The following is a 25,241-nucleotide window of genomic DNA, read 5'->3' on the forward strand; positions in this document are numbered from 1 at the left end:
GAAGCCCTGGTGAAGGTCGCCCTCCTACTCAGCGGGAAATCTTACGGGAGGGCGTTTAGGGGCAACATTTTCCTTGTGACGCTTCCGCAAGGCTTTTGCCCCTGCCCAACAATCAGTGTCCGGAGCGGCCGGTCATTACTTCCCTGCAGGATGGCAAGCCGACTAGGGAGGAACGCCCCCAGGTGCGACTTGTTCCTTATGATTGTAACCGTCGCGTGGTAGAACACGATCTCCCCAACCAAAATATGACTAATCAACACGCCTGATTTTTTCTATTTTACCCCAGTTGGGGATGATTTCACAGGGATGAGGCGATGATTTCAGCAAGGTCCGAGAATTCTTGATCAGTCACTCCCTTTTACTGTCCATCCACTTCCGGATCTTACTCCCAGTATCCATGATCCCCAGCAGATGAACGACCACGGTAAACAGGGAAATCAGAAGGGAACCAAGAGAAACAAGAATCACCCAACCCTTCCCTTTTCCCGATCGATGGAGGAGCCAAGCAATGAAGGAAAGTCCCTGTATGTAGAAGAGAAAGAACAGCACGGTCATCACATTGGCCGGAATCCACATGGACGACTCTTCCCCGACTCCTAAAATAAGAAACAGAAGAAAAAACACGAGATAGAAGTAGAAGAATGAACGAGGCAGGCGCCATTCTCTGAATGGGGGCAAATATTTCCCGGGCAATCCCCGACGGGTAAGCCATTTGCGAGCCACCACAAGATTGAACAGCGGAACGGGGACGGCCAGCATGAAAATCACAGACGGAATCACTGTGGCCACGTAGGGGATCAAATCCGTGGCGGATTCCACCCCGTAAATCCGGAACCACTCCGCATTCCGCTGCCACTCTTCCGCCAGGTAGCTGTTCAACCGATTCTGGAGATCAAAATAATGAGTGGCTGCCATCATCAGGATCAAAAGACTGATCCCTACAATCGTCAACCCCCCCAGTACCACATCCGTTCCGGAAGTGTCAGGGCGCCGGTACAACACCCCCATGACCACTCCGGCCGTCGCCACCAATAAAACAGCCCCCGGATAGAACAGATGATCGGTGACAGCCAGAAAGGAGAATATAATGAGGAGAATTGGGAAGACAGCGGAAACCCATCCGTTTTTTGCTGTCTGAAGTAAAAAAGGGAGGGGAAGAAGCCAGATGGTCAAGATGTTCAGTGGAGTCATCAATGAGAAGACAATGAGCAGGAACAGCATCGTGGTGATCAGTCCATCACGAACCTCTGGAATACGGGGCAAACCCGGTTCACCTCTTGTTAATGTATTCTTCCAACTGGGAGAGATCGCCGTACCAATCTTCCAACTGGTGACGTTCTCTTGCATGTTCTCGAAGTTTTCTCGTCACCGCCTGATCCACTTCCCGGAAAGAAAACCCCACCCGTCGGGCAAGAACATAGGTGGCAACCACCAGGCTGGCCAGACTGTCGGAAATGAGGGATTGGTTCGCCGTATGCAATCCCTTATACAGATTTGCAATTTGATCCAGTATCTCAGTTTTCAACCATTCGATCGCTTTCATGCTTTTTGCGATGTGCATGCTTCTCTCCGGCCTGCTCATGGATTCCACACCCCTCGAAAAAGCTTGACTCAGGTGCTAATTTCAACAATTACCTGTCATTTTCCTTCTTTTCCCGAGGGAAACGGAAATCCCCAAAAAAAAGAAGGAGCACACACGCCCCTTCTTCGGCCTCATCAGTCCGTGGTGTACGGCAACAAAGCCATTTGCCGGGCACGTTTGATTGCCCGGGTCAACTGCCGCTGATATTTGGAAGATGTCCCCGTCACCCGGCGAGGCAAGATTTTGCCCCGTTCGCTGACAAACTTCCGGAGCAGGTCCACATCTTTGTAATCGATATATTCGATCTTATTGACTGTGAAATAACAGACTTTCCGGCGCTTATTACCGCGACGGCGGGCCATGGAAAGACCCCCTTTCCTGAGAGATTCATTTGGTCCCACAATCGGATCAAAAGGGCAGATCATCATCGGAAATATCGATCGGTTTACCGTCGTCCGCAAAGGGGTCGGTGGAGGGGCCCCGGTTGCCTTGGTTCTTATCAAAACCGCCATTGTCTCCATAATCCTGGTTGTATCCGGAACCTGAGCCGGCTTGAGACCGCGACTCCAAAAACTGGACATTATCGGCGACCACTTCCGCCACCTTGATCCGACGGCCTTCTTGATTTTCATAACTGCGGATCTGGAGACGCCCTTCCACAGCAACCAGGCGTCCCTTCTTCATGTAATTGGCTACAGTTTCCGCCAGTTGGCGCCAAGCCACGATATCGATGAAGTCCGCTTCCCGTTCTCCCTGTTGGTTGGTAAAACGGCGATTGACCGCCAAATTAAAACTGGTGACGGCCACACCTCCAGGTGTGTAGCGAAGCTCAGGATCCCTGGTCAAACGGCCGATCAGAACCACTCTGTTTAACATCGGCAACCCCTCCCCAAAGCCGATTTTGGTCCCGTGTCATGCTCCTTACTTTTTGTCATCAATGTTGATCACCATGTGGCGAATCACATCATCATCCAGCTTCAGTTGACGATCCAGTTCGTTTACGGTGTCAACGGTGCCGTTGAAGGTCGCCACAGTGTAAATGCCTTCGCGATGGTCATCGATCATATAAGCCAAACGGCGTTTGCCGAAATGCTCCATCTCGATGGATTCCCCACCGTTGTCAGCGATGATCCCCCGGAATTTTTCACGGTTGGCATTGCTTTTTTCCTCATCCAGTTCCGGACGCAGGATATACATCAGCTCATACTTGTGCACGTTGTTCCACCTCCTTTTGGACTGAGACGGCCCCACCGGATCAGCGGAGCAAGGAGTGAATAATCCATATTCACGATACTGTATTCTATCAAAGATGGTTGGAGAAGGCAAGGTTAAAGGTTCTTACACATTGAACCGAAAATGCATTACATCTCCGTCTTCGACCACATAATCCTTACCCTCGGAGCGCAGGAGTCCCTGCTCCCGGGCGCTGGCCAGAGAGCCGGATTGGACCAGATCAGTGAACGAAACCACTTCCGCCCGGATAAATCCCCGCTCAAAGTCGGAGTGGATTACACCGGCGGCCTGCGGCGCCCGAGTTCCTTGCCGGATCGTCCAGGCCCGAACCTCTTTTTCCCCGGCGGTGAAATAAGTGATCAATCCCAACAGGCGATAGGCCGCCGACACCAAACGATCCAACCCGGATGCGGCCAGTCCCAACTCAGACAGGAATTGATCCCGCTCATCCCCTTCCAACTCTGCGATCTCCGCCTCCAACTGGGCACTGATGGTCACCACCTCCGCTCCTTCCGCGTCCGCTTGCTTGCGAAGGGCCCGGACATGGGGATTGGCACCGGGTTCGGACACATCTTCTTCCGACACATTGGCGGCATAAAGCATTTTCTTAAGGGTGAGCAGATGGAGAGAACGGATCCGTTCCACCTCTTCCTCCTTCAGATTCAATCCTCGGGCCGGTTTTCCCTCCGCCAAAGTTTGTTGCAGTTTCTCCAAGACTTCGTGCTCCTTTTTCGCTTCGGCATCACCGCTCCGCTTCTGACGGGCGACCCGATCCAACCGCCGTTCCACGGTTTCAAGATCTGCCAGGACCAACTCCAGATTGATGGTCTCCATATCTCCGACCGGATCCACCCCGCCGGAAACGTGGGTGATATTCTCATCTTCAAAACAGCGGACCACGTGAATGATCGCATCCACCTCACGGATATGGGACAAAAACTGGTTGCCGAGACCTTCACCTTTGCTGGCGCCTTTCACCAAACCCGCAATATCAGTAAATTGAAAAGATGTAGGGACGATCCGCTGGGGTTTTACGATCTCCGCCAGGCGATTCATCCGTTGATCGGGAACATCCACCACTCCCACATTGGGATCAATCGTGCAAAAGGGATAATTGGCCGATTCCGCACCGGCCCGGGTGATCGCATTAAACAAGGTCGATTTGCCTACATTCGGCAGACCGACAATACCGGTTGTAAGCGACATGGAATGTCAGCTCCTCTTGATTTCAGGGAATAAACCCCCACTCAGGCAACCACTTGACCCGTTAAAAGGACAAGGGAGAAATCCACATTCTGAAGGGAGGGATGAAAACGGGCCTCCTTCGGCAATTTCCCCGGCGGGGGTTGAAATCATAAATTGAACAAAAGCGTTTCAAAAACTCTATGGTTGAACTGACCATAGCTCTTGAAAGGTGGACAGCCTGCAGAATAAAGGAAATAGCACAACATCCGCAGGAAATCATTATCGAAGATTTCCTCACCGAAAAAAACACCGGATTGGTTGCTCCCAAACCGGTACAGGTTCGGGGTCATGGGACCCCGGTTGGAATAAAGGTATGGGTGTTTCAGGCGTGTTGATTAACCATATTTTAGGTGGGGAGATCGTGTTCTGCCCCGCTCCGGTTGCCATCCAGCAAGGATGTGTAGACTGTCCGCTCCGAATCTTCCGGTCAGGGCGGGGGCAAAGCCCGATCACGAAGTATCACAAGGGAGAATGTTGCCCCTAAACGCCCCTCCCGTAAGACTTCCCACTGGGTAGGATGGCAAAGGTCACTTTGGCAGTACACAACTCCCTCCGCCGTCCACTTTTTGGTTAATCAACAGCCCTGTGGGTGTTTTTATTCTGCCTCCGCCTCCCCATGAACCAAGATCCGCTTCATCCGTTTTTCAAAACGAGAACGCGGAAGCAATACACTGTGACCGCACCCTGTGCATTTCATCCGGATATCCATTCCCATCCGGATCACTTTCCAAGCGTTGGTTCCACAGGGGTGCATTTTTTTCATCTCCACCACATCCCCGAGCTGAAAGCTTTTACGCTCCATCGGCCACCGTCCTCCCTGTCTGTTGCCCTTTATTATAAAAAGTCTGTCGGTGGATTTCAACGGGGGGCCCCTTGGGATTCAGACTGGAGAGACCGGAAGGAGTTCAGAATTCTGCCGGTCAGATATTCCTGTTTTCCCCTCGGTTTCCCTTGGTATAAACCAGAGAGGGGCTTGCCAAACCGAATGCGGACTTTTGCCGGCCGAAGCCAACGACTGCCGCGGGAAAGAGCCTGATCCGTCCCCTCGATCACTACAGGGAGGATTGGAACATTGGACCGGATTGCCAGCCAGGCGGCTCCATCTTTCAACTCTTTCAGCGGGTCTGACTCTCTCCGGCCTCCTTCGGGAAAGATCCCCACTCTTTTCCCTTCCTTCAACAGAGCCAGGGCGGTCCGGAGGGAGCGCGTATCCACCCCCTCTCTGTTTACGGGAAAGGCACCCACCCGATATAGAAACCATCTGCTCACAGGATGGGAGAAGGATTCCTCCTTGGCCATGAATGAAATCCGTCCCGGCAGGACGGCTGCAATATAAAAAGGATCCAGAACACTGATATGATTTCCCACTACCAAAAACGGCCCCTTTGTTGGTACATGTTCCAGCCCGTCCATCTCCAATCGATGGTAAATCTTCAGAAACAGACAGATTCCCTTTTGAATCAAGCGATACATTCGGTTCTCCCTCCCCTTGTCTTCTCTGCTATTGTACCCAAGCAAGGAGGGGATTCCCAGCCGGTCATTGTTCTTTGGTAAAAGGATAAAGAAGGATCATCGTCAGGATCAACAGATTGAGCACACCATAGAGAGGGTACAAAAGGGTGACCAGATTGGAAAAACCCAATCGACTGACCGGCACCAACAACAGGATCACCCCTCCACCGATCACCCAGGGGGGAAATGAAAGGTACTCCGACAGGCGAAAAGATAAACCATGAACATTGCTGACCGCCGTCGTATAGATGGCCAGCCACAGGATCAATGAGATCGTGGCCACCCAAAGATCGGAATAATCACGCATCAGGGCAAACAACGGAATTTCATATTGGGAAATGAGACTTTTCACTCGCAACAACGAATAATTATACAGACTAGCCAACAGTCCCAGACACAGGCAACTGATTCCTCCGGACACCCAGATCTCTGCCGGGTGTTGAATCTGTCTGCCCATGGTGGACAGTACAGCCAGCAAAGACAAAATATTAAAAGCGGTATAAGTGATAGCCGACGGCCAAACAGGAAGAGTGGGCAGGTCTCCCTCCTCCGGAACAAACATCCATCCAGTCCCTTGTAGAAATTGGAGGCAAACCACCACTAATACTGTAACCATGACAGGAATTAAAACGGCATTCATCGACATCAACCCTTTGAGATCAAAGAAGAGGATCAGAATCACCGCTGCCGCCATCACCCAAATTCCCATGGTGAAGGAGCCGTTCCACTCTTGAAATGTGGCCCCACTTCCGGCCACCATAACCAGCGTGCTGGTCACGAGAGATGCCATCACCAGATAGTCAAACAGACGGGCCAGGCGAACTCCGATCACATGAACCAGCACCTCTGAATAGTGCTGAGTTCTCTCTTTCCAACTGATCTGAAGGATCACTACACTTGCCGCAAAGAGCAGTAGAGTGGCGAGAACAATGCCGGAACTGCTCTCTTCCCCGTAAGAACCGAAAAACTCCCATATCTCCCGACCCGAAGCAAATCCGGCTCCTATGGTGGTGCCGATAATTGTCATACTGATTTTGAGGGAGTTCCACAGGTTGAACCGCATATTGATCCCCCTTGTCCGGGTTGTCCCTACATGTATATTTCCTATTCTCCATCCGTATACTGGTAAGGATTTGAATTCCTTTTCGGAGGTTGACTGCCATGACCGAACCGGCTCCAACCCCGGACCTTGGGTCCGACTGTCCGAACCGTATCAAATTCACCCATCCCAGTGCCTCTCACCGATGTGCTGACTGGCTGATCAATACACTTCAGTTGTATCCCGGTACCCGGGAATTGGCCTGTATTTGTATCGGAACCGACCGGTCGACAGGGGACTCCCTCGGCCCATTGGTCGGAACTCAATTGGAGAAGATGGCGTCTCCCTTCCTCCGTGTATACGGAACATTGGACGAGCCTGTACATGCGGTCAACTTGGAGAACACCTTGATTCAGTTGAACAAAGAAATGCGGAATCCCAGAGTGATCGCCGTTGATGCCTGTCTCGGACAGCTTTCCAGCGTGGGATGGATCCAGGTAGGCAACGGACCGGTAAGGCCCGGAGCCGGGGTCAATAAACAGCTTCCCGAGGTGGGACAGGTACATGTGACAGGGATCGTCAATGTGGCGGGCTTTATGGAGTACTTTGTTCTTCAGAACACACGCCTGAGCATGGTGATGAAGATGGCCCATGTGATTGCTTCCGCCATCTATTCTGCGGCCCAGACCGAAAGTTCTCGCCAAAGATTTCTTTAAATCATGATGAACATGAAAACCCGGCCAACCAGAGGAAGGCCGGGTTTGTCGTGACGGAATAAAATCAAGCATATTTTTGTCGAAATTCGGGGACATATCAGCTTTCAGCATCAGATGGAAAATCGAATCATGACCAGAGCAGCCGCAACTGCAACAGGGATGGCTGGAAGTAAGTCTCCCACCCGGATCTTTCCCAACCCGAGCAAATTGATCCCGATCCCGATAATCAGGATTCCTCCTGTTGCCGTCACCTGCTGAATTACCTGATCCAAGGCTTCCTTGTCGAGAAAGTGGGTGATCCACCCTGCAGACAAGGTGATCGCCCCTTCATATAACACCACAGGAATCATCGAAAAGAGCACTCCGCTCCCCAAGCTGGAAGAAAACAGGATCGCGGTGAACCCGTCCAGTAAGGATTTCGTGTACAACACTTCATGATCTCCCCGCAATCCACTGTCCAACCCTCCCAAAACAGCCATGGGACCGATACAGTAAACCAAAGTCCCGGTTACAAATCCGGTGGCAAAGGGACTTTCGCCTTTCCATCGGTTCTCCACCCACTTTCCAAATTGATTCAACCGATCCTCCACTTTCAACCAACCACCCAGGATTCCCCCTATCGCTAAAGAGAGCAATACACTGATAAAGTTTTGGGATTCCAAAGCCATGGACAGGCCGATCACCAACACCACCAGCCCAATCCCTTGCATCACCGTCTCATGAATCTCTTTTCGCATGCCGGTAAAAAAAATCCCCAACAGGGATCCCGATGCAATCGCAATCCCGTTCACCAGAGTGCCAAGTAAAATCACTCCCCGCTCCACTCCCTATCCCAGCACATAAGATTCCCGGATTTCACCCACCGCCTGCAGCAATGCCGCCGCATCCTGATCCGTGTTGAAAAAGCCCGGACTGACCCGGATGGTTCCCGCATCTGCTGTCCCCAGTGTCCGATGGGCCAAAGCGGCACAATGAAATCCGGACCGGACCGCAATTTCATAATGCTGATCCAGGATGGCGGCCACCTCGTTTCCGTCCACTCCCTCCACATTGAATGAAACCACGGGAACAGAAGAGGATTCTGGTTTGTATACACGAATCCCCTCCATCCGACTCAATCCCTCAGAGATTTGTTGAGCGAGAAGGGTTTCATGTTGCCGGATCGATTCAATCCCCTGTTCAGACAAAAATTGAAGTCCTGCATTCAGGCCCGCAATTCCGGGAGTATTGAGCGTCCCGCTTTCAAAGCCCGCCGGACGTTCATCAGGTTGCCACAACTGTTCGGAGTGACTCCCTGTTCCCCCTTCCATCAAGGGGCGAAGTGACAATTTCGGCGAGATATATAATCCTCCGGTGCCTTGCGGACCCATCAGTCCTTTATGACCGGAAAAAGCCAACATGGAAATTCCCATCGATTCCACATCGATGGGGACCACTCCCGCCGTCTGGGCGGCGTCCACCAACAGAGGGATTCCCCTCCGGCGGGCGATATCGCCGATTTCTCCCACCGGGAGCAACACCCCGGTCACATTGGAAGCATGGGTGGAAACAATCAAACGGGTACGAGACCCCAAAGCCTCTTCCAACCGGCGGAGATCCACAGGCCCTTCTGATCCCGGGGGGATGTAATCCACTTGAATCCCCCGGGTCTTTTTCAACATCTCCAGTGGACGGACAACTGCATTGTGTTCCCAGCCGGTGGCCACCACATGATCGCCTGAGTTCAACCATCCTTTGAGAGAGAGATTGATCCCATGGGTTCCGTTTTGACAAAAGATTAGATTTCTCGGATCCCGGATTCGAAACAATTGTGCCAGCTTGCGACGTGTTTCTTCCACCTTCTCCCCCGCCATTCCGGACCATCGATGTCCGCCCCTGCCGGGATTTGCCCCGTAGTTTGCCAAACAATCCTCCATACTCTTCAAAACGGTCTTTGGCTTTGGCCAGGTGGTGGCAGCGTTATCCAGATAAATCACAGTCACCCCTCCATCGCCGGTCTGGGTATCAATCCAGAATCCGATCCTTCTGCAACATTTCCACCAGCCGTTCCAGTTCTCTTTCCGAATAATACTCGATTTCAATCCGTCCTTTTTTTCTTCCGTGTCGAATTCGAACTGGGGTGCTGTAAGCTTCTTGCAACACATCTTCATAACGTTTAAATTCCGGACGGAGAGGAGTTTGGGAACGGACCTTTTTCTTCTGAGTCCGCTTCACGCCCTCATTTACTTGTTGAACCCAATCTTCTAACTGGCGGACACTGACCCCTTCCTTTACCGCCCGCTTGGCCAATTTTAATAAGGTTTCACGATCTTTCACTCCACGTAACGCGCGGGCATGTCCCATGGATAATGTTCCACGTGAAACATCTTCCTGAATCTCCCGGGGGAGTTGAAGCAGACGAAGATAGTTTGTCACATGGGGACGACTTTTCCCCACCCGTTTAGCCAATTCTTCTTGGGTCAGGGAGAAACGATCCATCAATTTTTGATAAGCCTCTGCGATTTCTATGGAGTTGAGATCCTCACGCTGCAAATTTTCAATCAAAGCGATCTCCATCATCTGCTCATCAGTAAATTCCCGAACCACAACGGGGACCCGATCCAATCCGGCTTCCTTTGCAGCCCGAAACCGTCTCTCACCAGCTACAATCTCATATCCCCGAATGCTTTTTCGCACGACCAAAGGCTGAACCACTCCATGTTCCCTGACAGAAGAGATCAGTTCCTCCAATGCGTCGGGATCAAAATGCTTGCGCGGTTGATAAGGGTTGGCACGAAGTTCATCCACCGCAATCTCATTCACCACATCCTCATCGTTCACCTGGGCACCGGGGAAAAGAGCACCCAGTCCTTTGCCCAAAGCTTTACTGCCGGCCATTCCGGATCACTTCCTTCGCCAATTCAATATAGCATTCCGCTCCACGGGAACGGGCATCGTAATCCAGGATGGTCATCCCGTGGCTAGGTGCTTCACTGAGGCGGACATTTCGGGGGATGACTGTATGATAAACTTTTTCCTGAAAATATTTCTTCACTTCTTCCATCACTTGTACAGAAAGGTTGGTACGTCTATCGAACATCGTCAACAGAACACCCTCAATTTCCAAACGCTTATTCAGGTGTTTTTGCACAATTCGGATCGTATTGAGCAATTGTCCCAACCCTTCCAAAGCATAAAACTCGCACTGGATCGGGATCAACACAGAATTGGCCGCTGTCAACGAGTTAACCGTCAGCACACCGAGAGACGGTGGGCAGTCGATCAATACATAGTCGTAAGTATCCCTGACCGATTGAAGTGACCGCTTCAGTCGATGTTCACGGGAAAGGGTTTGGACCAATTCAATTTCCGCCCCTGCCAATTCGATTCTCGCGGGGACCAGATCCAATCCCTCAATGGAAGTGGAGAGCAGAACATCTTTGACGGGTACTTCATCGATCAACACATCATAGATACACTGTTTCACATCCGCTTTATTGATCCCCAGTCCGGAAGTGGTATTGCCCTGCGGATCCGTGTCCACGACTAAAGTTCGTTTACCTTGGTGAACCAAACTAGCTCCCAAATTGATAGATGTTGTGGTTTTGTAGGGTGGGAACCCAGCGCCTTATCATGTTACATGACAGGTTTCTGTGAACCCCCCTCCGAACCGAACGTACACCTTTCAGTGTATTCGGCTCTCCGGCCGTTCCTGAGCCAGGTGAGAAACTGATGAGAGTCTTCCTTCAAAATTTATCCCGGCACCCTGTTCAAGTTGATTGCGCCGCAACTGTCATGTTTGAGATGTCCTGTCAAGGTTTGCATCAAAACATTGTGAAAAACGCTGGTTCCAGGGAGGGTTCGATTTCACATGGAGCATCTTTGCCTTGTAAGAACCTGAAGCGAAATGTGAAACCCAATCCCGACGGACTCAAAAAGCAATCCATCGTCATGTTCTTAGGAACTGAAAAAGTGGCCCCGGAACACTCTGAATCACAACACGATCCGTGCCTCTTCAGGCAACTTGGAGTTGGCTTTTCAGCAAGGTGGGGGGAAGACCGGATTCGGATGGACTCTCTTCTTCAATGGTGCGTGAAAATATGTGATCACCTTTTCCTTTCCGTCTCCGGCTTGAATCTTTACACCGATCCGCTTTTTTGTCCCGGTACCCTGGATTCCTTTGATGTCTGTGCCGTATTTGTCCAACACCTTTTTCACTGAGGATTTTTCCTTGCGGGCAATGGTCCTCACCAGACTCCAATAGTGATAATATCTAAACTTCCCCAGTTTGGCGCTGACATCCTCAGCCAAACAATAGAAGTTGTACAACTCCCGCATTTCCTCATGATATCGATGAATCAAATCCGGCAATGACAAATGAATTCTGGAGTTGATATGAACCGGCCTGCCCTTCTTAATGAAAGGCCGGATCTTCTGACGAATCACTTCACCCGGTACCAACAATTGAATATTTCCAAAGGCGGATCTCTTTCCGCAGTCCGAAGGACTTTGCCTCGGTATGGGCTTTTCCGATCGGATCTCGTAACCCAGAAACCGCACTCCCTTCTTCGCCAGGTGGGTGATTCGGATATCGTCTCCCGTGAGATCCAGGTGAAGGGTGGATTGAAGGAAAGTTTGAATATCATTTCGAATGGATTGAGCCAAGACTTTTCCACCGCTAATGCATATCAGGAATCTCCCAGCATACCTGAGATAGTTCATCGGGGTCCTCGCATCCATGGTGGACAAGGATCGGTTCTTCATAAATCGGTCCAGTTCATGAAGATAAATATTCACAAGCAGAAAGCGAATATCCTCTCTGCGAAATGAAGCCGGAACATCGGTGGAAATCCCCCCGGATTTCAGATATCCGGCCCGGATAAACCGGTTGAGCAGATCCAAAAACCTTCCGTCGTCGATCCGCCTGGCGAGCAGGGAAATCAGGAGCTGAGAGTCCATTCGATGAAGGATGTCTTTAATTTCACCTTTGATAACCCAATTGGTACCCTGGCAGGATGTCCGGATCGTGTGCAAAGCTGTCAGATGGTTCCGTTGGGGTCTGAAACCGTGTGATGTTTCCAAAAAGTGCGGCTCGTAGATCGCCTCCAGGATCTGTCTCAGTATCTCCAGGATTAATCGATCCCGGAAGGCGAAATCCTCATCACATCTCTCCTGTTTTTTGAATAATGGTTTGGGATGATATGTTCCGGCTTTCATCTGCCGGATGACTTGTTCCCAATCGGGCTTCATTCTGTCCATAGAACAGTTGGGCAACCCGGAAGGCTTTTGTTCCAGCCGCTCTTGGATTCGGGCCCAAGCGTTCAGATAGAAATCCGGATTAAACAAGTTGCGGTACAGTCTTCGGAAGATAAAATTCTCATCGCTTTCGGCTTTCCGGCCCAGTAACGATAAGATTACTTCGGCTCTCTGCATTTCGCATACCTCCATAATCCATCGTTTGAACGACCTGCCCCCCTTCGCCAAGTAACGGGCTTTCCCCGTCTCAAACTACTATGGGGGCTCCGTGGCCATAGCGAGATCCTCTCATCCCAGCTGGAGTCCCGCCTTAGGCCATCTCCGTTTAGGACACATAAACACAATGGAAGTGACGTAGGTTCCTGTTCGTCTCTTTGACGCATCTCCGATGCGCTGGGAAAGAGGCGGGGAGTATGAAGAGCGCTGGAAATACTCTTCATAGCCTCTTTCCGTGTGCGTCTCAATCAGCTTTCGCACACCCCGGCGCTCAGGGCCAAGAAACTGGGATTCAGGCAGTATAGCCTTGACCATATCACTTCCTTGGTCTCGCCGATCCGGCTGCACGCTGATTGGATCAACCGATCGGCTTTTCCCGGCATGCTATGGTCCCTTGCGGCGTTTCCACCTCAGGTAAGCCGGTTGACCATGGGATTCCTCCCCAATCCCAACCTCCATGGAGGCATTGTTCACAGTCCCTTACGGACGCACTCCAACCCCGCCTTTTTGATTGGCAATGGCTACAATTCGACTCAATGAACTTGCACCTCATTTCATGGCTGATAGGAGTCAGGGCTTCACGAGTCCCTTCCCCGAAATTGTACACTTTTTATTTTGGGATGCGAATAACCACTTCATAAAAGTCATCCAGATCCTTTTCATCGGCAGTCACCGGGAGACCGGTCTCTTTCACCATGTCCACGGATTGGCGGATGGTATTAACCGCAATTCGCACATCCCTGGAAAAGGATTTTCGTTTGGGTTTGGGAGTATTCCCCATCTGCGTCAAGCGTTGCACCCGTTCCTCGGTCTGTTTTACGTTCAAGCCCTTCTGCAATATTTCATTCAACAGTTTCAATTGCAGTTCCTTCTCCTTCAATCCCAACAATGCCCGGGCATGCCTTTCCGTGATCGACCGATCCAGAACTGCATCCTGAACCTCCTTGGGAAGGTGCAACAGACGCAGTTTATTCGCCACAGTGGATTGTCCCTTCCCCAACCGTTTGGCCAACCCTTCCTGTGTCAAGCCGTGGATCTCGATCAACTGATGGTAAGCCTCTGCTTCTTCGAGAGCAGTCAAACCCTCCCGTTGCAGATTTTCGATCAAGGAGACCGAAGCTGCATCCATATCGGACATTTCCCGAACAATGGCCGGGATTCTTTCCATCCCCAATTTCTTGACGGCACGAAGCCTTCTCTCACCGGCGATCAATTCATATTGATCCTGAATCCGCCGCACCACCACCGGTTGAATGACCCCATGGGTACGAATGGTTTTACATAATTCATTCAGTCGATCATCGTCAAAAATCGACCGGGGTTGATAGGGACTCGGCCGGATCAATCTGACTTCCAACTGTCTTACTTCTTCATGTTCTTCTTTTTCCGCCATCCCAAACAACCGGCTGAATGGCTCTCTCATCTTCATGGACACCACCTGTAATAACTGTAAGATCCCTCGTTTATAATCCCTTGTTATTTCTCCGGCTGCGGATTGCAGGGATCCGTCGGCTCCACACTGGACCGGAGAATAATCAGGCCTCACAATTCATTGCCTTGACATGACATCCAGAGACATCTGTGGAATCGCCCAATCAATGACTTTTCCAAACCGCTTCTAAACTCACACAGGTCTGCCCCATGCACAGTACTTGGAATGATCCTCCCAAAAGCATGCTCTCCCTTCCGGATCTGATTAAACTGTGACCATATATAGACTTTATATCTAATTCGATGTTTTCGGAAGACCCTCCTGTCTCTCACAGGTAGTCAAACTTTTGTTTCAAAGTTGATCACACGAAGCGTTACAGTAAAACTCATCACAAGAAGAGTTGCATATGCAGCCTCTTTAGCTCTCAGGACTTTTGTGCAGAATCCGAACCCCCATCCCGACAGACCTGGAAATCGCTAAATCACATCGCTTCTCGACCTCCGGTTTTTTGCAAAACCGATCCATGTTTCACGTGAAACATATCCCTCCCCCTTGCACACCTCACCAAACAAAGGTTCCCTATAAAAACATAAAAGCATCATCCCATCACCAAAAATTTGTCGAAAAAGAGGAGGTATGGTCGGTGAATGCAGAAACCCGCCTTTCTTCTTATTGACCCCCTGTAACCCGGATTGATAGAATCAATAGAAGACCAGTAGAAAGAACAGTTTGAGACCTTTGACAAAAAACAGGAGGAACAAGTTATGAGCGTACCCATCTACATAGGGAATGACCAAGGATATTACGGGACCAAAGTTGTCAGCAGGAACGGGGACCAATTCTTGAAGATGTTTATCCGTAACATGGTGGTCCCCAACCGAGTGGGTGAAATCACCTATAACAACGACCCTCACAACATCATGTACCGGGAACGGGAAGGAGACCGGGAATGGTTTGTAGGGAAACTGGCCATTGAACAATCCGCCGACGATGAACTCTTCGACTCCCACGAGCGCCGTCTGTTCAGCCCCACCTGGTTTCGGGAAGAAGAATACATGATTATGTTCCGTGTAAGCACCGGTCTGATGCTGCAGGGAACCGACAAGCCCGAACCCGTCGTTTCTGTCGCCTTACCCACAGACAGCTATATCGACTACAAAGAAGAACTGAAACGGCGTCTCGTCGGAAAGCATAGCTTTGAAGTAAAACAGGGCAACCTTCCCTACCGGAAGATTGAATTTGAAATCAAACGGGAAAATTTATATGTGATCAGCCAGCCCATGGCCACCCTCTTCCATATCGCACTGGACCGGGAAGGTCAACTTCTGAATGAGGACTTGTTCATTCAAAAAGTGAGCATCAACGATCTGGGTTTTGGAACTTCCGATGTGGAAACCCTTCATGGGGAGACCATCATTAAGCGGCAAAGCTTCACCTCCCGCCATGCAATGATCAATGTCTACCAACTTCTCTCCAAGCGGTTGACAGAATTCTCCCGGGAAGTGGATCCGGACAAACAAGGAAAAGAGTATCCGATTTGGAGTCTGAACCGAATTATCCGTTCCGGGGAGATCAGCTTTAAAGGAAAAGTCTACGATGTAAATGAAATTGTCAAAGGATGCATAGAGGAAGTGGGGACCTCCCTTGTGGAGGAAGTGTGGAATCGACTCGATTACGCTGATGACATCACATATATCATCCTGACCGGCGGCTCATCCATTCCTTTCAAACCATATTACCGGGATCGATTTGGAGACAAACTGATCTTTGCCGAAGATTACGGCATTGATGCCCAGTTCGCCAATGCTTTCGGCTTGTGCAAGTTCACCCAGTCCAAATCGAAAACCGTTCCGCTGAAAACACAACAGGAAGTGGCCGCCACCATTCAAGAGGAGTTTACAGTTCCCAGTTCCGCGGAGAAACGGGTCGGACGGAAAGGACAAACTAAAAAATAACTGAAGCTTCCTTCCGATCCGGGTAATCCCCCAAGGCATGGAGACCTTGGGGGATTCCGTAACCCTTTACCCAAAGGGCCGATGATCTGCAACCATTCCGCGGCAGCCGTAAAAACCCGAAAACACCGGGGGAAATGAAAAGGAGGGAAAGCCCATGACTTATTCGGGAGAAGATTATGATGTCATTGTGATCGGTAAAGGGCATGCCGGAAAGGAAGCAGCAAAAAAAGCGGCCCGTATGGGAAAGACAGCTTTACTGCTCAAATTGAATCCGGGTTCCATCGCCTCCGTCATGTGCAGCTCTTCCCAACAGGAATCCCCAGAGGGGATTCCTTCCGGAATCGATGCCCAACTCGTCAGTCTAGAAGATAAGAGCAATTGGTCACCCAAATTGAAGTTTGAAAAGCTGGATTCCATCTCTCATCACTCTGTTTATATCTTGCAAGTCCCGGAAGTGAGTCAAGAAGAAATCTCCCTGTATGGAAAAAGTCTTCCCAATGAGGACGAACCGGTTCAACCTGCGATTGAGGTAGTGGATATTGCTGCCGAATCGGATTCACCCGATCAGAGCATGGAACCTTTCGAGGAGACTCGTGACAATGTCTCAGCCTCCGATTACTCTCTTTATCGCCAGGATGACAACTCCTCTCCTTCCGAGCCCGAACCGGAGGAGGATAGTGTCCTCCATCAGCGGGAAATTTACAACCGAAAACGCTTGTTGCACCGTCAATCCCCTCTGGTTTACCAAGATCAATCGACCACCGGCATCCCGTCCGGTCCAGAGGAAAAATCAAGGGAACCGGTCTTCCGGGAAAGGGAAAAGGATTTGAGAAAAAAGCTGGTACAAGATCGTCGTTCCCCTATGGATCAGACACACCCGGGATTAAGGGATCTCCCTTCTTCTCCGTCTTTTCACGGAAAACGAACCGGGGAATCGCTAGCAACCGAAGAGCTTCCCCTTCCGGATGCAAAGGAATCTCATCCAAAGCCCTTCACCCAAACCAGTCGAGGCCCTGGGAAACGGACTTCTTCTTCCGTAATACCCATGGAACAAGGTCGGATGAAGTATCGGAAGTCCAGCCGTCAAAAAGAGCCTTTCCGTTTCGTCAGTAAGGAGAAACGGGCACCATCTTCCTCATCGAATCTGGAGCCAACCTCCTCCGATTCTTCACTGGTATGGGAGGAGAGTATTTCTCATCGGGAGCAGACCTTGACGTATGAACCTTTTCAGGAAATGAAGGAGAAAGGGCCCCTGTCCCGCCACAGTGCTTCAACCCGGAGGAAATCCGGCAATCATAGAGGGGGCCACCCCTTCTCTCCTCCCACCCCCGGGCCATTACAGAGCCAATCCCGGAAGTCTCCCCCAACTGCAAAGCGGGAGGATCACGGGATGATATCCCAACAACAGCAGATGGCACCCGCTTCTCCCCCTCGGCGAGAGGAGCCCAAAACCGGAAGCCACTTCCATCTCAATCAGGAGGTGGCCCGTAACGTATTGAAAAACTCCAATGACGGATTGAAAAAAGATGAACTCGATATATCTGATCCCTTTGGACAATCCTACGACGAGTTTTTCACCCCATTTTCAGGAGGAAATCTTCAGGATGAGCAATTGGAAAAACGAAAGCTGGCCCTTCGTGGACTCCACAATTTGATCAACAATCTGGGCTAGAAAAAGCAGCCGTTGTCAGCGGCTGCTTTTTCCTTTGTTGAATCTCCTCTGAAAAAAGCAAAAACCCCCTTCGGAAAAAAGCATCCAACGGGGGAGAAACCGAAAGTCTCATGAGCTGTGCAACGGGTTCCGGACGGGAGTTCCCACTTTACGGGGATACGATTTAGGTGTGGGTCGCTCCTTTGTTACAAAAATCAAATGCCGCTTTCCCATTCCTTCCGGCAAGGAAAGAGAAATGGAATCAGGTGCTTTCCCTCCCAAGGTTCTCACTCCTGGACGCGCTTGTCCCACCTCCTCTTCTATATCGGCTCCCTTCAGCGCCACAAACCATCCTCCGACCCGAACAAAGGGAAGACAGTATTCAGCCAGTACGTTCAACTTCGCCACTGCACGGGCTGTCACTACATCAAAGGATTCCCGAAACAAGGGTCTTCGTGCCACTTCTTCCGCCCGTCCGTGCACACACTCCACCCCATGCAACCCCAGCTGCGCCACGGTTTCCCTCAAAAATGTGACACGTTTGTTCAACGAATCCAACAAAACCAGCCGCAAGTGAGGGTAAGCAATCTTCAAGGGGATCCCTGGAAAACCGGCTCCCGTTCCCACATCGATCAGGGAATCCACTTCAGAAAAGGAGAGATGTGGTGCCGGGGTGAGGGAATCAAAAAAATGCTTCACGAAGACTGCCTTCTCATCAGTAATCGCTGTCAGATTCATCTTTTTATTACCTTCCACCAACAGGCGGTAATAACGGTATAAAAGGTCCAGCTGCTCTGTGTTCAAGGGAACCCGCAAAAGTTCCCGGGCCGTTTCCCCCAACCATTCCCGATAATCCATGATGCTCTCCTTTCATCTTCTGAAAACAGATCAACTGCTGGCACGTGACTGCCTTCCCTTCTCCAGATGGATCAGCAAGATGGAAATATCCGATGGATTGACTCCGGAGATCCGGGAAGCCTGACCCAAGGACAAGGGGCGAACCTGGTTCAATTTCTCCTTCGCTTCCGCCGAAATTCCCTTCACTTGATCATAGTCCACCCATTCCGGGATCCGCTTGTTTTCCATCTTTCTCATTTTTTCCACCTGTTGCAGGGACTTTTTAATATATCCCTCATATTTCAGCTGAATCTCCACCTGTTCCGCCACCTCGGGAGCCACCGGTTCCGCCGGCGGAGACCATTGGTAAATATGCTCTATTTTTACCTCCGGCCGTTTGATCAACTTAGCCAACTCCACAGCCTGGTCCAATTCACTGGATCCCAGTTTTCGGAGTAAGGCCTGCACATCGGGAGTCGGCTTTAGAATTGTTTCCCGAAGGCGATGGATCTCCCGTTCAATTGCCTCCCGCTTCTTCCGGAACCGACGATATCGCTCTTCAGAGATCAAACCCACTTCATAACCGAGATCCGTCAACCGGAGGTCCGCATTGTCATGGCGAAGCAACAGACGATACTCCGCCCGTGAAGTGAGCAGACGGTAGGGTTCATTGGTACCCTTTGTCACCAAGTCGTCAATAAGGACTCCGATATATGCCTGGGAGCGATCGAGGATAACCGGTTCTTCCCCCCGGACCTTCCGAACCGCATTGATCCCGGCCATAATTCCCTGGGCTGCTGCTTCTTCATAGCCGGAAGTTCCATTAATCTGCCCTGCAGTAAAAAGATTTGCCACCTGCTTGGTCTCCAGACTGGGCCACAGTTGGGTGGGAACGATGGCATCATATTCAATGGCATATCCTGTTCGCATCATTTCCGCGTTTTCCAAACCGTCGATGGTCCGAAGCAACGGTTGCTGAATTTCCTCCGGCAAACTGGTCGAAAGACCCTGAACATACATCTCCAACGTCTCCCGACCTTCGGGTTCCAGAAAAATCTGATGCCGGTTTTTATCGGCGAACCGAACGATCTTGTCCTCGATCGAAGGACAATAACGGGGTCCCTGTCCTTCAATCATCCCGGAATACATTGGTGCCCGGTGGAGATTGTCACGGATATACTCATGGGTTTTTTCATTGGTGTAAGTGAGCCAGCAGGGCAGTTGATCGGTGATATATTCCTTGGTTTCGTATGAAAATGCCCTCGGCTCTTCATCTCCGGGCTGAATCTCCATTTTATCCGTATCCACAGTCAATTTGTTGACCCGGGGAGGTGTCCCTGTCTTGAAGCGCACGGTTTCAAAGCCCAACTCATGCAGATGATGGGCCAGATTGACGGAGGGTTGCTGATTATTGGGTCCGCTCTCGTATGTCAGATCTCCGATGATAACCTTTCCCCGCAGGTATGTACCTGTGGTTAATACTACACTTTTCGCATAATACTTTGCCCCAGTCCGGGTCAACACACCCCGGCAGACCCCGTCTTCCACCAACAGCCGTTCCACCATATTTTGATGAAGTAGCAAATGCGGTTCGCTCTCCAGTGTCTTTTTCATTTCCTGTTGGTACAACACTTTATCCGCCTGGGCCCGAAGTGCGTAGACAGCGGGTCCTTTCCCCGTGTTCAGCATCCGCATCTGAATATGGGTCTTGTCAATGTTTCGCCCCATCTCCCCGCCCAGTGCGTCCACTTCACGCACCACATGTCCTTTGGCAGGGCCGCCGATGGATGGATTGCAGGGCATGTAGGCGATCGTATCCAGACTCAAGGTGATTAGGAGCGTGGAGCACCCCATCCGGGCAGCGGCCAAAGCCGCTTCACATCCGGCATGACCCGCTCCAATCACCACTACGTCAAATTCATCTCCAGAAGTTGGCATGGCTATCCCCCTTTTATTTACCCAAACAGAACTGGGAAAAGATCTGATCGATCAAATCCTCGGCCACAGCATCCCCGATAATCTCACCAAGGGATTGCCAAGCGTTCTTCAGATCGATTTCCACCATATCCAACGGAACCCCCGCCTCAATTCCCTCAATAGCATCCCGGATCTGCTTTCGGGCTTGTTTTAGCAAACTGATATGGCGGGCATTGCTGACATAGGTGGCATCAGCAGCAGCAGCCTTTCCACCCATGAAGAGATCCACGATCGCCTCTTCCAATTGATCAATCCCCTGTTCACGGATCATCGAAGTGGTGATTAAAGGCGATTCCCCGATCAGATTGCGCACCTCCTGCAGGTCAAGGCGCTGTGGCAGGTCCATCTTGTTCACGACCACAATCGCGGTCTGATTCCGGACCATTTTCAACAGTTTCTTGTCATCCTCCGAAAGTGGATCCCCATAATTCAAAAGCAGAAGGATCAGATCTGCCCCTTCCAGTGCTTGATGGGAGCGTTCCACACCGATCCGTTCCACCACATCCTCCGTTTCCCGAATCCCCGCCGTATCCACCAGACGAAGGGGAATCCCCCTCACATTGACATATTCTTCGATCACATCCCGGGTCGTTCCGGGGATATCCGTGACAATCGCCTTATTTTCCCGGGCCAGGGCATTTAAGAGGGATGATTTCCCCACATTGGGTCGGCCGACAATCACCGTCCCAATCCCTTCCCGGTAGATTTTTCCCTGGCGGGCGGTCTGAAGAAGATGGGTGATTCTCTCTTCGACTCTCCGGGATTTTTTCAGCATGATCTCACCTGTCAACTGTTCCGCATCATACTCCGGATAATCCACATTGACAGCCAGATGAGCCAAGGTCTCAAGAATCTCTCCCCGCAACTCCTGAATCAGGCGGGACAATCTCCCCTCCGCCTGTTGCATCGCCACCCGGGCTGCACGATCCGTCTTGGATCGGATCAGGTCGATGACAGCCTCCGCTTGGGAGAGATCAATCCGTCCGTTCACAAAAGCCCGTTTAGTGAACTCTCCAGGTTCCGCCAGCCGTGCTCCGGCCGACAAGACTTCCTCCAACACAGCCTGAACCGGCACCATTCCTCCGTGACAACTGATCTCCACCACATCTTCCCTGGTAAAAGTGCGAGGAGATCGCATCACCGTCACCAGCACTTCGTCGATGGGATTTCCTTGCTCCGAGTCCACGATGGTCCCGTAATGGACGGTATGACTTTCCACTTCGTTCAATGATTTTTTCCCCTTGTATATGCGATCGGCCACTCGGATGGCTTCCGGACCGCTCACCCGGATGACCGCGATTCCCGCTTCACCCACGGGAGTCGAGATGGCCGCAATCGTATCGGTTTCCATCCCGCTTCACCCCTCGAATATTCCTTCACATATGATCCGATCTTTAATCATAGCATACGGTAAATGGAAAACAAACAACCCCCGGGCAAAGCAAAAAAACTCCCCGGAATGGAGAGTCCATAACAATCAGCCGAATCAGCCGTAACGGAAATAAATATCAACGGTCGGTTTTGGGAGCCACCACCACATGACGACGGGGAGCCTCCCCCTCACTGTAAGTTACCACGCCGGTGTGCTTCTCTTGAATTCGGGTATGGATCACTTTTCGTTCCATCGGATTCATGGGCTCCAGGGAAACGGATCGCCGGGTTGCCATCACCTTTTCGGCGACTCGGTCCGCCAAGCCCATCAAGGTTTGTCGCCGCCGTTCCCGATACCCTTGTGCATCCAGCACGATCCGGGTGTAGGGCCCGGCATTCCGGTTGGCGGCCACATTGACCAAATATTGCAGGGCATCCAAGGTTTGGCCCCGTCGACCGATCAGCATCCCCAAATCTTCTCCGTCAAAGAGAATCCAAGTTTGGTCCGTCTCCTCTTTGACTTCCATACTCACCGATTTCAGTCCCATCCGATCCAGGACATCGCGCAGAAACGAGAGCCCTTTGTCCAAGGGAGTGGGGATCAGTTCCACCTCCACCTTAGCCTCCCGGTTGCCGATCAAACCCAAAAATCCCCGACTCGCCTCTTCCAACACAGAGATCTTCACTTGATCCCGGGTGGCACCCAATTGTTTGAGGGCCTCCCTCACTGCGGCTTCCACCGTTTTTCCCGTTACGGTCAGTCTTTTCAACGGGCTGCACCCTCCCGCTCAGCTTTTGTTAACTTTGTATTTATCCCCCAGAAAGTAATACTGAACCATCGTGAACAAGTTGCTGTAGATCCAGTACAGGGGCAGAGCTGCCGGAAATTGGAAAGCCAATACAAAGATCATGACCGGCATGATAAACAGAAAGGCTCTCTGCTGAGGATTGTCACTCATCCCCATGACCACAGACTGCAAATAAGTGGTCAGAGCAGCCAATAAGGGCAAGATATAGTATGGATCGTGTTCTCCCAACTGCATCCACAGAAAGCTTGACTTGGCAATGGTCGGATCCCGCATGATCGCTTGATAAAAAGCGATCAGGATCGGTAGCTGAATCAACATCGGAAGACATCCGGCCATGGGATTCACATTATGCTTCTGGAAGAGCTTCATCGTCTCTTCCTGCAATTTCTGTTGATTATTTTTGTACTTTTCCTGAATCTTCTTCATCTCCGGTTGCAACACCTGCATCGCTCGGGAACTTTTCATCTGTTTCAGAGTGAGCGGAAGCACCACTAACCGGATCAGAATCGTCGCCGCCAAAATGGCCAAGCCCCAGCTCCCCAGGATATCATTGAAGAAATCCAACAATTGTTGCAAGGGATAGACAAAATAGGTTTCCCAAAAACCCGCGTTTTTCGGGTCGATGGGCTTCATCTGGTCTGGGTCGGGACTGCAACCGCCCATGAGAAAAACCGCTGCGACCAGGGTTAGAATGAACATCAGGCGTCCTCTGCGCAAGAAAGACTCCTCCTTCAAAATCGGCCGGTGAAAAATTGATCCAACAGATTTAAACTGGATCGTTCAGGGCACCGGGTCAAATCCCCCCGGATGAAAAGGGTGGCATTTGGCAATTCGTTTGACGGTGAGCCACCCACCCCGAAGAACGCCGTATCGCGAGACGGCAATATAGCCGTAATGGGAGCAAGTGGGAGCGAAACGGCAGGTGGGAGGGGTCAGGGGGGAAATAAAACGCTGATAAAATCGGATCAGAAAAAGAGCTGCAGGTTTCATACAGACCCTCCTGGATTACGGGGTTGGGATGATCCTGATTCTTTCACAAAGAGCCCGGCCTTGTTCATCAGGTGGCCCAGACTGGTCTTCATCCGGTGAAAATCCATATCCGCGGCGGGCTTGCGAGCGATCAAAACCAGGTCGGTCTCAGGAGGGAGGGAGTCCACCCATTGCCTTGTGATCTCTTTCACCAATCGTTTAATCCGATTGCGAGTCACTGCATTTCCCACCTTCCGGCTCACAGAGATCCCGATGCGAACCGGTCCCTCCTCTTTACGAACAGACCAATACACCACAAATTGACGGTTGGCCACCGATGTGCCCTTTCGAAAAGTTCGCCGGAAATCAACACGGTGTCTCAGGCGATATTTTTTCTGCAAGAAAAACGCATCCTTCCATTTCCGAAACGATGGATCCATACCAGTCAGGGCTGTTGATTCATTGGTGTTGAAACAAAACCGACCTTTTTCCCTTCACCCGCCCAATCGTAAATATTACTTGTTGGAGGAGATGGATGTGCCGGCTACGATCTCTTGCAAAAAAGTATCTGAAGATCGAAGATCGGGAACAAAAGCGACCCGGGCGAGACTTGTCTCCTCTGAGTGCATAGGTGAATCAAAGCCCCATGATCCCGATCCTGTTTTCTACATAAAATATGGCTGATCAACATGCCTGCATACTAGTATGTATCGGATCCGGACGGAAATAAACCCATATCTGATAGGAAAAAAGGCCACTTTTAGGGAGTGGCCTTATGCGGACAAAATCTTTCTGCCTTTTCGACGGCGATTTTTCAACACCCTGCGTCCGTTTTTGGTGCTCATACGTTGCCGAAAGCCGTGTACATTTTTACGGCGCCGGTTGCTTGGTTGAAATGTGCGCTTCATATGTTCACTCCGGTCTCTTCACAGGCAAAAACACCGAATCAATGCTCGTTTTCAGCCGAAGGGTCAACCAAACCCGTCCAATCATTGCCTTGAAACCGGATCCTCCTCCTTTCCACCGAAAGGTTCCCCGAAAGAGAGACATCATCGGGATGACAGTCTTAATCATTATAGCTGTGGAACCGAAAATATGTCAAGAAAGGGAGGGGAATCCCCTCTGCTGTGGATAACTGATTTTATCAGCAGGGTTGTCCACTGGTTATCCACCGGTTATCCACCGGTTATCCACAGAATACACACCTGTGGATAAAAAATTGTCCACAGCCTGTGAATTGTGTGGAAAGAAACTGGATTTCGTTGTGGAGTCTGGATAGATTTGATATGATGTTCATGTTTCCGTCTGTGGATAAGTATGTCGGACCCAAAAGTTTTCCACAGCCTGTGGATAACTTTGTGGAAATTTACAGAGCCTTGTGGATACCTTTTTTCCACAGCCTGTGGAAACTGTGGAAAGATGGGGACTCTCCCCTCAAACAAGGAATCCTCTTGTGGATAAT

At 50.8% G+C, this 25,241-nt stretch carries 25 protein-coding genes and 1 pseudogene; 3 read left to right on the plus strand and 23 right to left on the minus strand.

Features of this window, described 5'->3' with window-relative positions:
* Window positions 1-348: 348 nt before the first annotated feature.
* The 9 genes from IEV46_RS09555 to IEV46_RS09595 all read right to left on the minus strand — a co-directional run bounded on the left by IEV46_RS09555 (window position 349) and on the right by IEV46_RS09595 (window position 6,635).
* On the minus strand, window positions 349-1,263 hold the full coding sequence (locus IEV46_RS09555) for a DUF2232 domain-containing protein (protein ID WP_188432377.1): 915 nt from the start codon (window positions 1,261-1,263) through the stop codon (window positions 349-351).
* A gap of 7 nt (window positions 1,264-1,270) precedes the next feature.
* Window positions 1,271-1,582, minus strand: coding sequence for a MazG-like family protein (locus IEV46_RS09560; protein WP_009710554.1), 312 nt, complete (start codon window positions 1,580-1,582; stop codon window positions 1,271-1,273).
* Window positions 1,583-1,716: 134 nt separating this feature from the next.
* The gene (rpsR, locus tag IEV46_RS09565; protein ID WP_188432378.1) at window positions 1,717-1,944 is read right to left on the minus strand and encodes a 30S ribosomal protein S18; all 228 of its coding nucleotides are present in this window, start codon (window positions 1,942-1,944) and stop codon (window positions 1,717-1,719) included.
* A gap of 46 nt (window positions 1,945-1,990) precedes the next feature.
* Window positions 1,991-2,458 carry a single-stranded DNA-binding protein gene (gene ssb / locus IEV46_RS09570; RefSeq protein WP_188432379.1) on the minus strand — a complete coding sequence of 156 codons (468 nt, stop codon included), beginning with the start codon at window positions 2,456-2,458 and terminating at the stop codon, window positions 1,991-1,993.
* 45 nt (window positions 2,459-2,503) lie between these two features.
* Window positions 2,504-2,797, minus strand: a complete 294-nt coding sequence (gene rpsF, locus IEV46_RS09575) for a 30S ribosomal protein S6 (RefSeq protein ID WP_188432380.1) — start codon at window positions 2,795-2,797, stop codon at window positions 2,504-2,506.
* Window positions 2,798-2,920: 123 nt separating this feature from the next.
* Complete coding sequence (ychF, locus tag IEV46_RS09580) at window positions 2,921-4,021, minus strand: redox-regulated ATPase YchF (protein ID WP_188432381.1); 1,101 nt, start codon at window positions 4,019-4,021, stop codon at window positions 2,921-2,923.
* A 634-nt stretch (window positions 4,022-4,655) separates the two neighbouring features.
* Window positions 4,656-4,862 carry a DUF951 domain-containing protein gene (locus IEV46_RS09585; RefSeq protein WP_040387529.1) on the minus strand — a complete coding sequence of 69 codons (207 nt, stop codon included), beginning with the start codon at window positions 4,860-4,862 and terminating at the stop codon, window positions 4,656-4,658.
* 56 nt (window positions 4,863-4,918) lie between these two features.
* Window positions 4,919-5,533, minus strand: a complete 615-nt coding sequence (locus IEV46_RS09590) for a lysophospholipid acyltransferase family protein (protein ID WP_188432382.1) — start codon at window positions 5,531-5,533, stop codon at window positions 4,919-4,921.
* A 64-nt stretch (window positions 5,534-5,597) separates the two neighbouring features.
* Window positions 5,598-6,635 (minus strand): YkvI family membrane protein, encoded by a 1,038-nt coding sequence (locus IEV46_RS09595; RefSeq protein ID WP_188432383.1) that lies wholly within the window; start codon window positions 6,633-6,635, stop codon window positions 5,598-5,600.
* Between the two features lie 98 nt (window positions 6,636-6,733).
* On the opposite strand from IEV46_RS09595, the gene yyaC reads away from it, so the two are divergent.
* Window positions 6,734-7,327, plus strand: coding sequence for a spore protease YyaC (gene yyaC / locus IEV46_RS09600; protein WP_188432384.1), 594 nt, complete (start codon window positions 6,734-6,736; stop codon window positions 7,325-7,327).
* Window positions 7,328-7,437: 110 nt separating this feature from the next.
* Here yyaC and IEV46_RS09605 read toward each other — a convergent pair whose 3' ends face one another.
* From IEV46_RS09605 to noc, 6 genes and pseudogenes are all read right to left on the minus strand, one after another.
* The gene (locus IEV46_RS09605; protein WP_188432385.1) at window positions 7,438-8,139 is read right to left on the minus strand and encodes a DUF554 domain-containing protein; all 702 of its coding nucleotides are present in this window, start codon (window positions 8,137-8,139) and stop codon (window positions 7,438-7,440) included.
* A 15-nt stretch (window positions 8,140-8,154) separates the two neighbouring features.
* The gene (locus tag IEV46_RS09610) at window positions 8,155-9,303 is read right to left on the minus strand and encodes an aminotransferase class V-fold PLP-dependent enzyme (protein WP_308420296.1); all 1,149 of its coding nucleotides are present in this window, start codon (window positions 9,301-9,303) and stop codon (window positions 8,155-8,157) included.
* A gap of 28 nt (window positions 9,304-9,331) precedes the next feature.
* On the minus strand, window positions 9,332-10,204 hold the full coding sequence (locus IEV46_RS09615; RefSeq protein WP_188432387.1) for a ParB/RepB/Spo0J family partition protein: 873 nt from the start codon (window positions 10,202-10,204) through the stop codon (window positions 9,332-9,334).
* Window positions 10,191-10,913 (minus strand): annotated as a pseudogene (locus IEV46_RS09620) (ParA family protein); the annotation flags it as partial. The pseudogene IEV46_RS09620 and the gene IEV46_RS09615, both read right to left, overlap by 14 nt.
* Window positions 10,914-11,344: 431 nt before the next feature.
* Window positions 11,345-12,739, minus strand: coding sequence for a reverse transcriptase/maturase family protein (locus IEV46_RS09625; protein ID WP_188432388.1), 1,395 nt, complete (start codon window positions 12,737-12,739; stop codon window positions 11,345-11,347).
* A gap of 649 nt (window positions 12,740-13,388) precedes the next feature.
* Window positions 13,389-14,207 (minus strand): nucleoid occlusion protein, encoded by an 819-nt coding sequence (noc, locus tag IEV46_RS09630; protein ID WP_188432389.1) that lies wholly within the window; start codon window positions 14,205-14,207, stop codon window positions 13,389-13,391.
* Between the two features lie 767 nt (window positions 14,208-14,974).
* Here noc and IEV46_RS09635 point away from each other — a divergent pair.
* Both IEV46_RS09635 and IEV46_RS09640 read left to right on the plus strand, forming a co-directional pair.
* On the plus strand, window positions 14,975-16,165 hold the full coding sequence (locus tag IEV46_RS09635) for a ParM/StbA family protein (RefSeq protein WP_188432390.1): 1,191 nt from the start codon (window positions 14,975-14,977) through the stop codon (window positions 16,163-16,165).
* Between the two features lie 154 nt (window positions 16,166-16,319).
* The gene (locus IEV46_RS09640) at window positions 16,320-17,837 is read left to right on the plus strand and encodes an FAD-dependent oxidoreductase (protein WP_188432391.1); all 1,518 of its coding nucleotides are present in this window, start codon (window positions 16,320-16,322) and stop codon (window positions 17,835-17,837) included.
* Window positions 17,838-17,945: 108 nt separating this feature from the next.
* Here the strand turns inward: IEV46_RS09640 and rsmG are convergent, their stop codons facing one another.
* The 8 genes from rsmG to rpmH form a co-directional block, all read right to left on the minus strand.
* A complete protein-coding gene (gene rsmG / locus IEV46_RS09645) occupies window positions 17,946-18,674 on the minus strand; it encodes a 16S rRNA (guanine(527)-N(7))-methyltransferase RsmG (protein ID WP_188432392.1) in 729 nt (242 codons plus the stop codon).
* 30 nt (window positions 18,675-18,704) lie between these two features.
* The gene (gene mnmG, locus IEV46_RS09650) at window positions 18,705-20,591 is read right to left on the minus strand and encodes a tRNA uridine-5-carboxymethylaminomethyl(34) synthesis enzyme MnmG (RefSeq protein ID WP_188432393.1); all 1,887 of its coding nucleotides are present in this window, start codon (window positions 20,589-20,591) and stop codon (window positions 18,705-18,707) included.
* A gap of 13 nt (window positions 20,592-20,604) precedes the next feature.
* Entirely contained in the window at window positions 20,605-21,981 is a 1,377-nt protein-coding gene (gene mnmE / locus IEV46_RS09655; RefSeq protein ID WP_188432394.1) for a tRNA uridine-5-carboxymethylaminomethyl(34) synthesis GTPase MnmE, read from the minus strand.
* Between the two features lie 157 nt (window positions 21,982-22,138).
* The gene (jag, locus tag IEV46_RS09660) at window positions 22,139-22,771 is read right to left on the minus strand and encodes an RNA-binding cell elongation regulator Jag/EloR (RefSeq protein ID WP_188432395.1); all 633 of its coding nucleotides are present in this window, start codon (window positions 22,769-22,771) and stop codon (window positions 22,139-22,141) included.
* An 18-nt stretch (window positions 22,772-22,789) separates the two neighbouring features.
* Complete coding sequence (yidC, locus tag IEV46_RS09665) at window positions 22,790-23,527, minus strand: membrane protein insertase YidC (protein ID WP_373284591.1); 738 nt, start codon at window positions 23,525-23,527, stop codon at window positions 22,790-22,792.
* Between the two features lie 63 nt (window positions 23,528-23,590).
* Window positions 23,591-23,800, minus strand: a complete 210-nt coding sequence (yidD, locus tag IEV46_RS09670) for a membrane protein insertion efficiency factor YidD (protein ID WP_188432396.1) — start codon at window positions 23,798-23,800, stop codon at window positions 23,591-23,593.
* Window positions 23,797-24,180, minus strand: coding sequence for a ribonuclease P protein component (rnpA, locus tag IEV46_RS09675; protein WP_188432397.1), 384 nt, complete (start codon window positions 24,178-24,180; stop codon window positions 23,797-23,799). The genes yidD and rnpA overlap by 4 nt, the downstream gene beginning before the upstream one ends.
* Before the next feature lie 372 nt (window positions 24,181-24,552).
* A complete protein-coding gene (gene rpmH, locus IEV46_RS09680; protein WP_009710580.1) occupies window positions 24,553-24,687 on the minus strand; it encodes a 50S ribosomal protein L34 in 135 nt (44 codons plus the stop codon).
* Window positions 24,688-25,241: the final 554 nt, after the last annotated feature.

Origin of the sequence: Kroppenstedtia guangzhouensis, from assembly GCF_014637345.1 — a bacterium.
GTDB lineage: Bacteria > Bacillota > Bacilli > Thermoactinomycetales > DSM-45169 > Kroppenstedtia > Kroppenstedtia guangzhouensis.

What these genes read in the sequence shown, in the direction of transcription:
- IEV46_RS09560 (WP_009710554.1), bottom strand. Translation starts at nt 1,582, where the DNA reads ATGAGCAGGCCGGAGAGAAGCATGCACATCGCAAAAAGCATGAAAGCG.
- IEV46_RS09615 (WP_188432387.1), bottom strand. Translation starts at nt 10,204, where the DNA reads ATGGCCGGCAGTAAAGCTTTGGGCAAAGGACTGGGTGCTCTTTTCCCC.
- mnmG (WP_188432393.1), bottom strand. Translation starts at nt 20,591, where the DNA reads ATGCCAACTTCTGGAGATGAATTTGACGTAGTGGTGATTGGAGCGGGT.
- yidD (WP_188432396.1), bottom strand. Translation starts at nt 23,800, where the DNA reads ATGAAACCTGCAGCTCTTTTTCTGATCCGATTTTATCAGCGTTTTATT.
- rsmG (WP_188432392.1), bottom strand. Translation starts at nt 18,674, where the DNA reads ATGGATTATCGGGAATGGTTGGGGGAAACGGCCCGGGAACTTTTGCGG.
- IEV46_RS09590 (WP_188432382.1), bottom strand. Translation starts at nt 5,533, where the DNA reads ATGTATCGCTTGATTCAAAAGGGAATCTGTCTGTTTCTGAAGATTTAC.
- ychF (WP_188432381.1), bottom strand. Translation starts at nt 4,021, where the DNA reads ATGTCGCTTACAACCGGTATTGTCGGTCTGCCGAATGTAGGCAAATCG.
- ssb (WP_188432379.1), bottom strand. Translation starts at nt 2,458, where the DNA reads ATGTTAAACAGAGTGGTTCTGATCGGCCGTTTGACCAGGGATCCTGAG.
- yyaC (WP_188432384.1), top strand. Translation starts at nt 6,734, where the DNA reads ATGACCGAACCGGCTCCAACCCCGGACCTTGGGTCCGACTGTCCGAAC.
- rpmH (WP_009710580.1), bottom strand. Translation starts at nt 24,687, where the DNA reads ATGAAGCGCACATTTCAACCAAGCAACCGGCGCCGTAAAAATGTACAC.
- rpsR (WP_188432378.1), bottom strand. Translation starts at nt 1,944, where the DNA reads ATGGCCCGCCGTCGCGGTAATAAGCGCCGGAAAGTCTGTTATTTCACA.
- noc (WP_188432389.1), bottom strand. Translation starts at nt 14,207, where the DNA reads ATGAAGATGAGAGAGCCATTCAGCCGGTTGTTTGGGATGGCGGAAAAA.
- mnmE (WP_188432394.1), bottom strand. Translation starts at nt 21,981, where the DNA reads ATGGAAACCGATACGATTGCGGCCATCTCGACTCCCGTGGGTGAAGCG.
- IEV46_RS09585 (WP_040387529.1), bottom strand. Translation starts at nt 4,862, where the DNA reads ATGGAGCGTAAAAGCTTTCAGCTCGGGGATGTGGTGGAGATGAAAAAA.
- IEV46_RS09595 (WP_188432383.1), bottom strand. Translation starts at nt 6,635, where the DNA reads ATGCGGTTCAACCTGTGGAACTCCCTCAAAATCAGTATGACAATTATC.
- IEV46_RS09640 (WP_188432391.1), top strand. Translation starts at nt 16,320, where the DNA reads ATGACTTATTCGGGAGAAGATTATGATGTCATTGTGATCGGTAAAGGG.
- IEV46_RS09635 (WP_188432390.1), top strand. Translation starts at nt 14,975, where the DNA reads ATGAGCGTACCCATCTACATAGGGAATGACCAAGGATATTACGGGACC.
- IEV46_RS09625 (WP_188432388.1), bottom strand. Translation starts at nt 12,739, where the DNA reads ATGCAGAGAGCCGAAGTAATCTTATCGTTACTGGGCCGGAAAGCCGAA.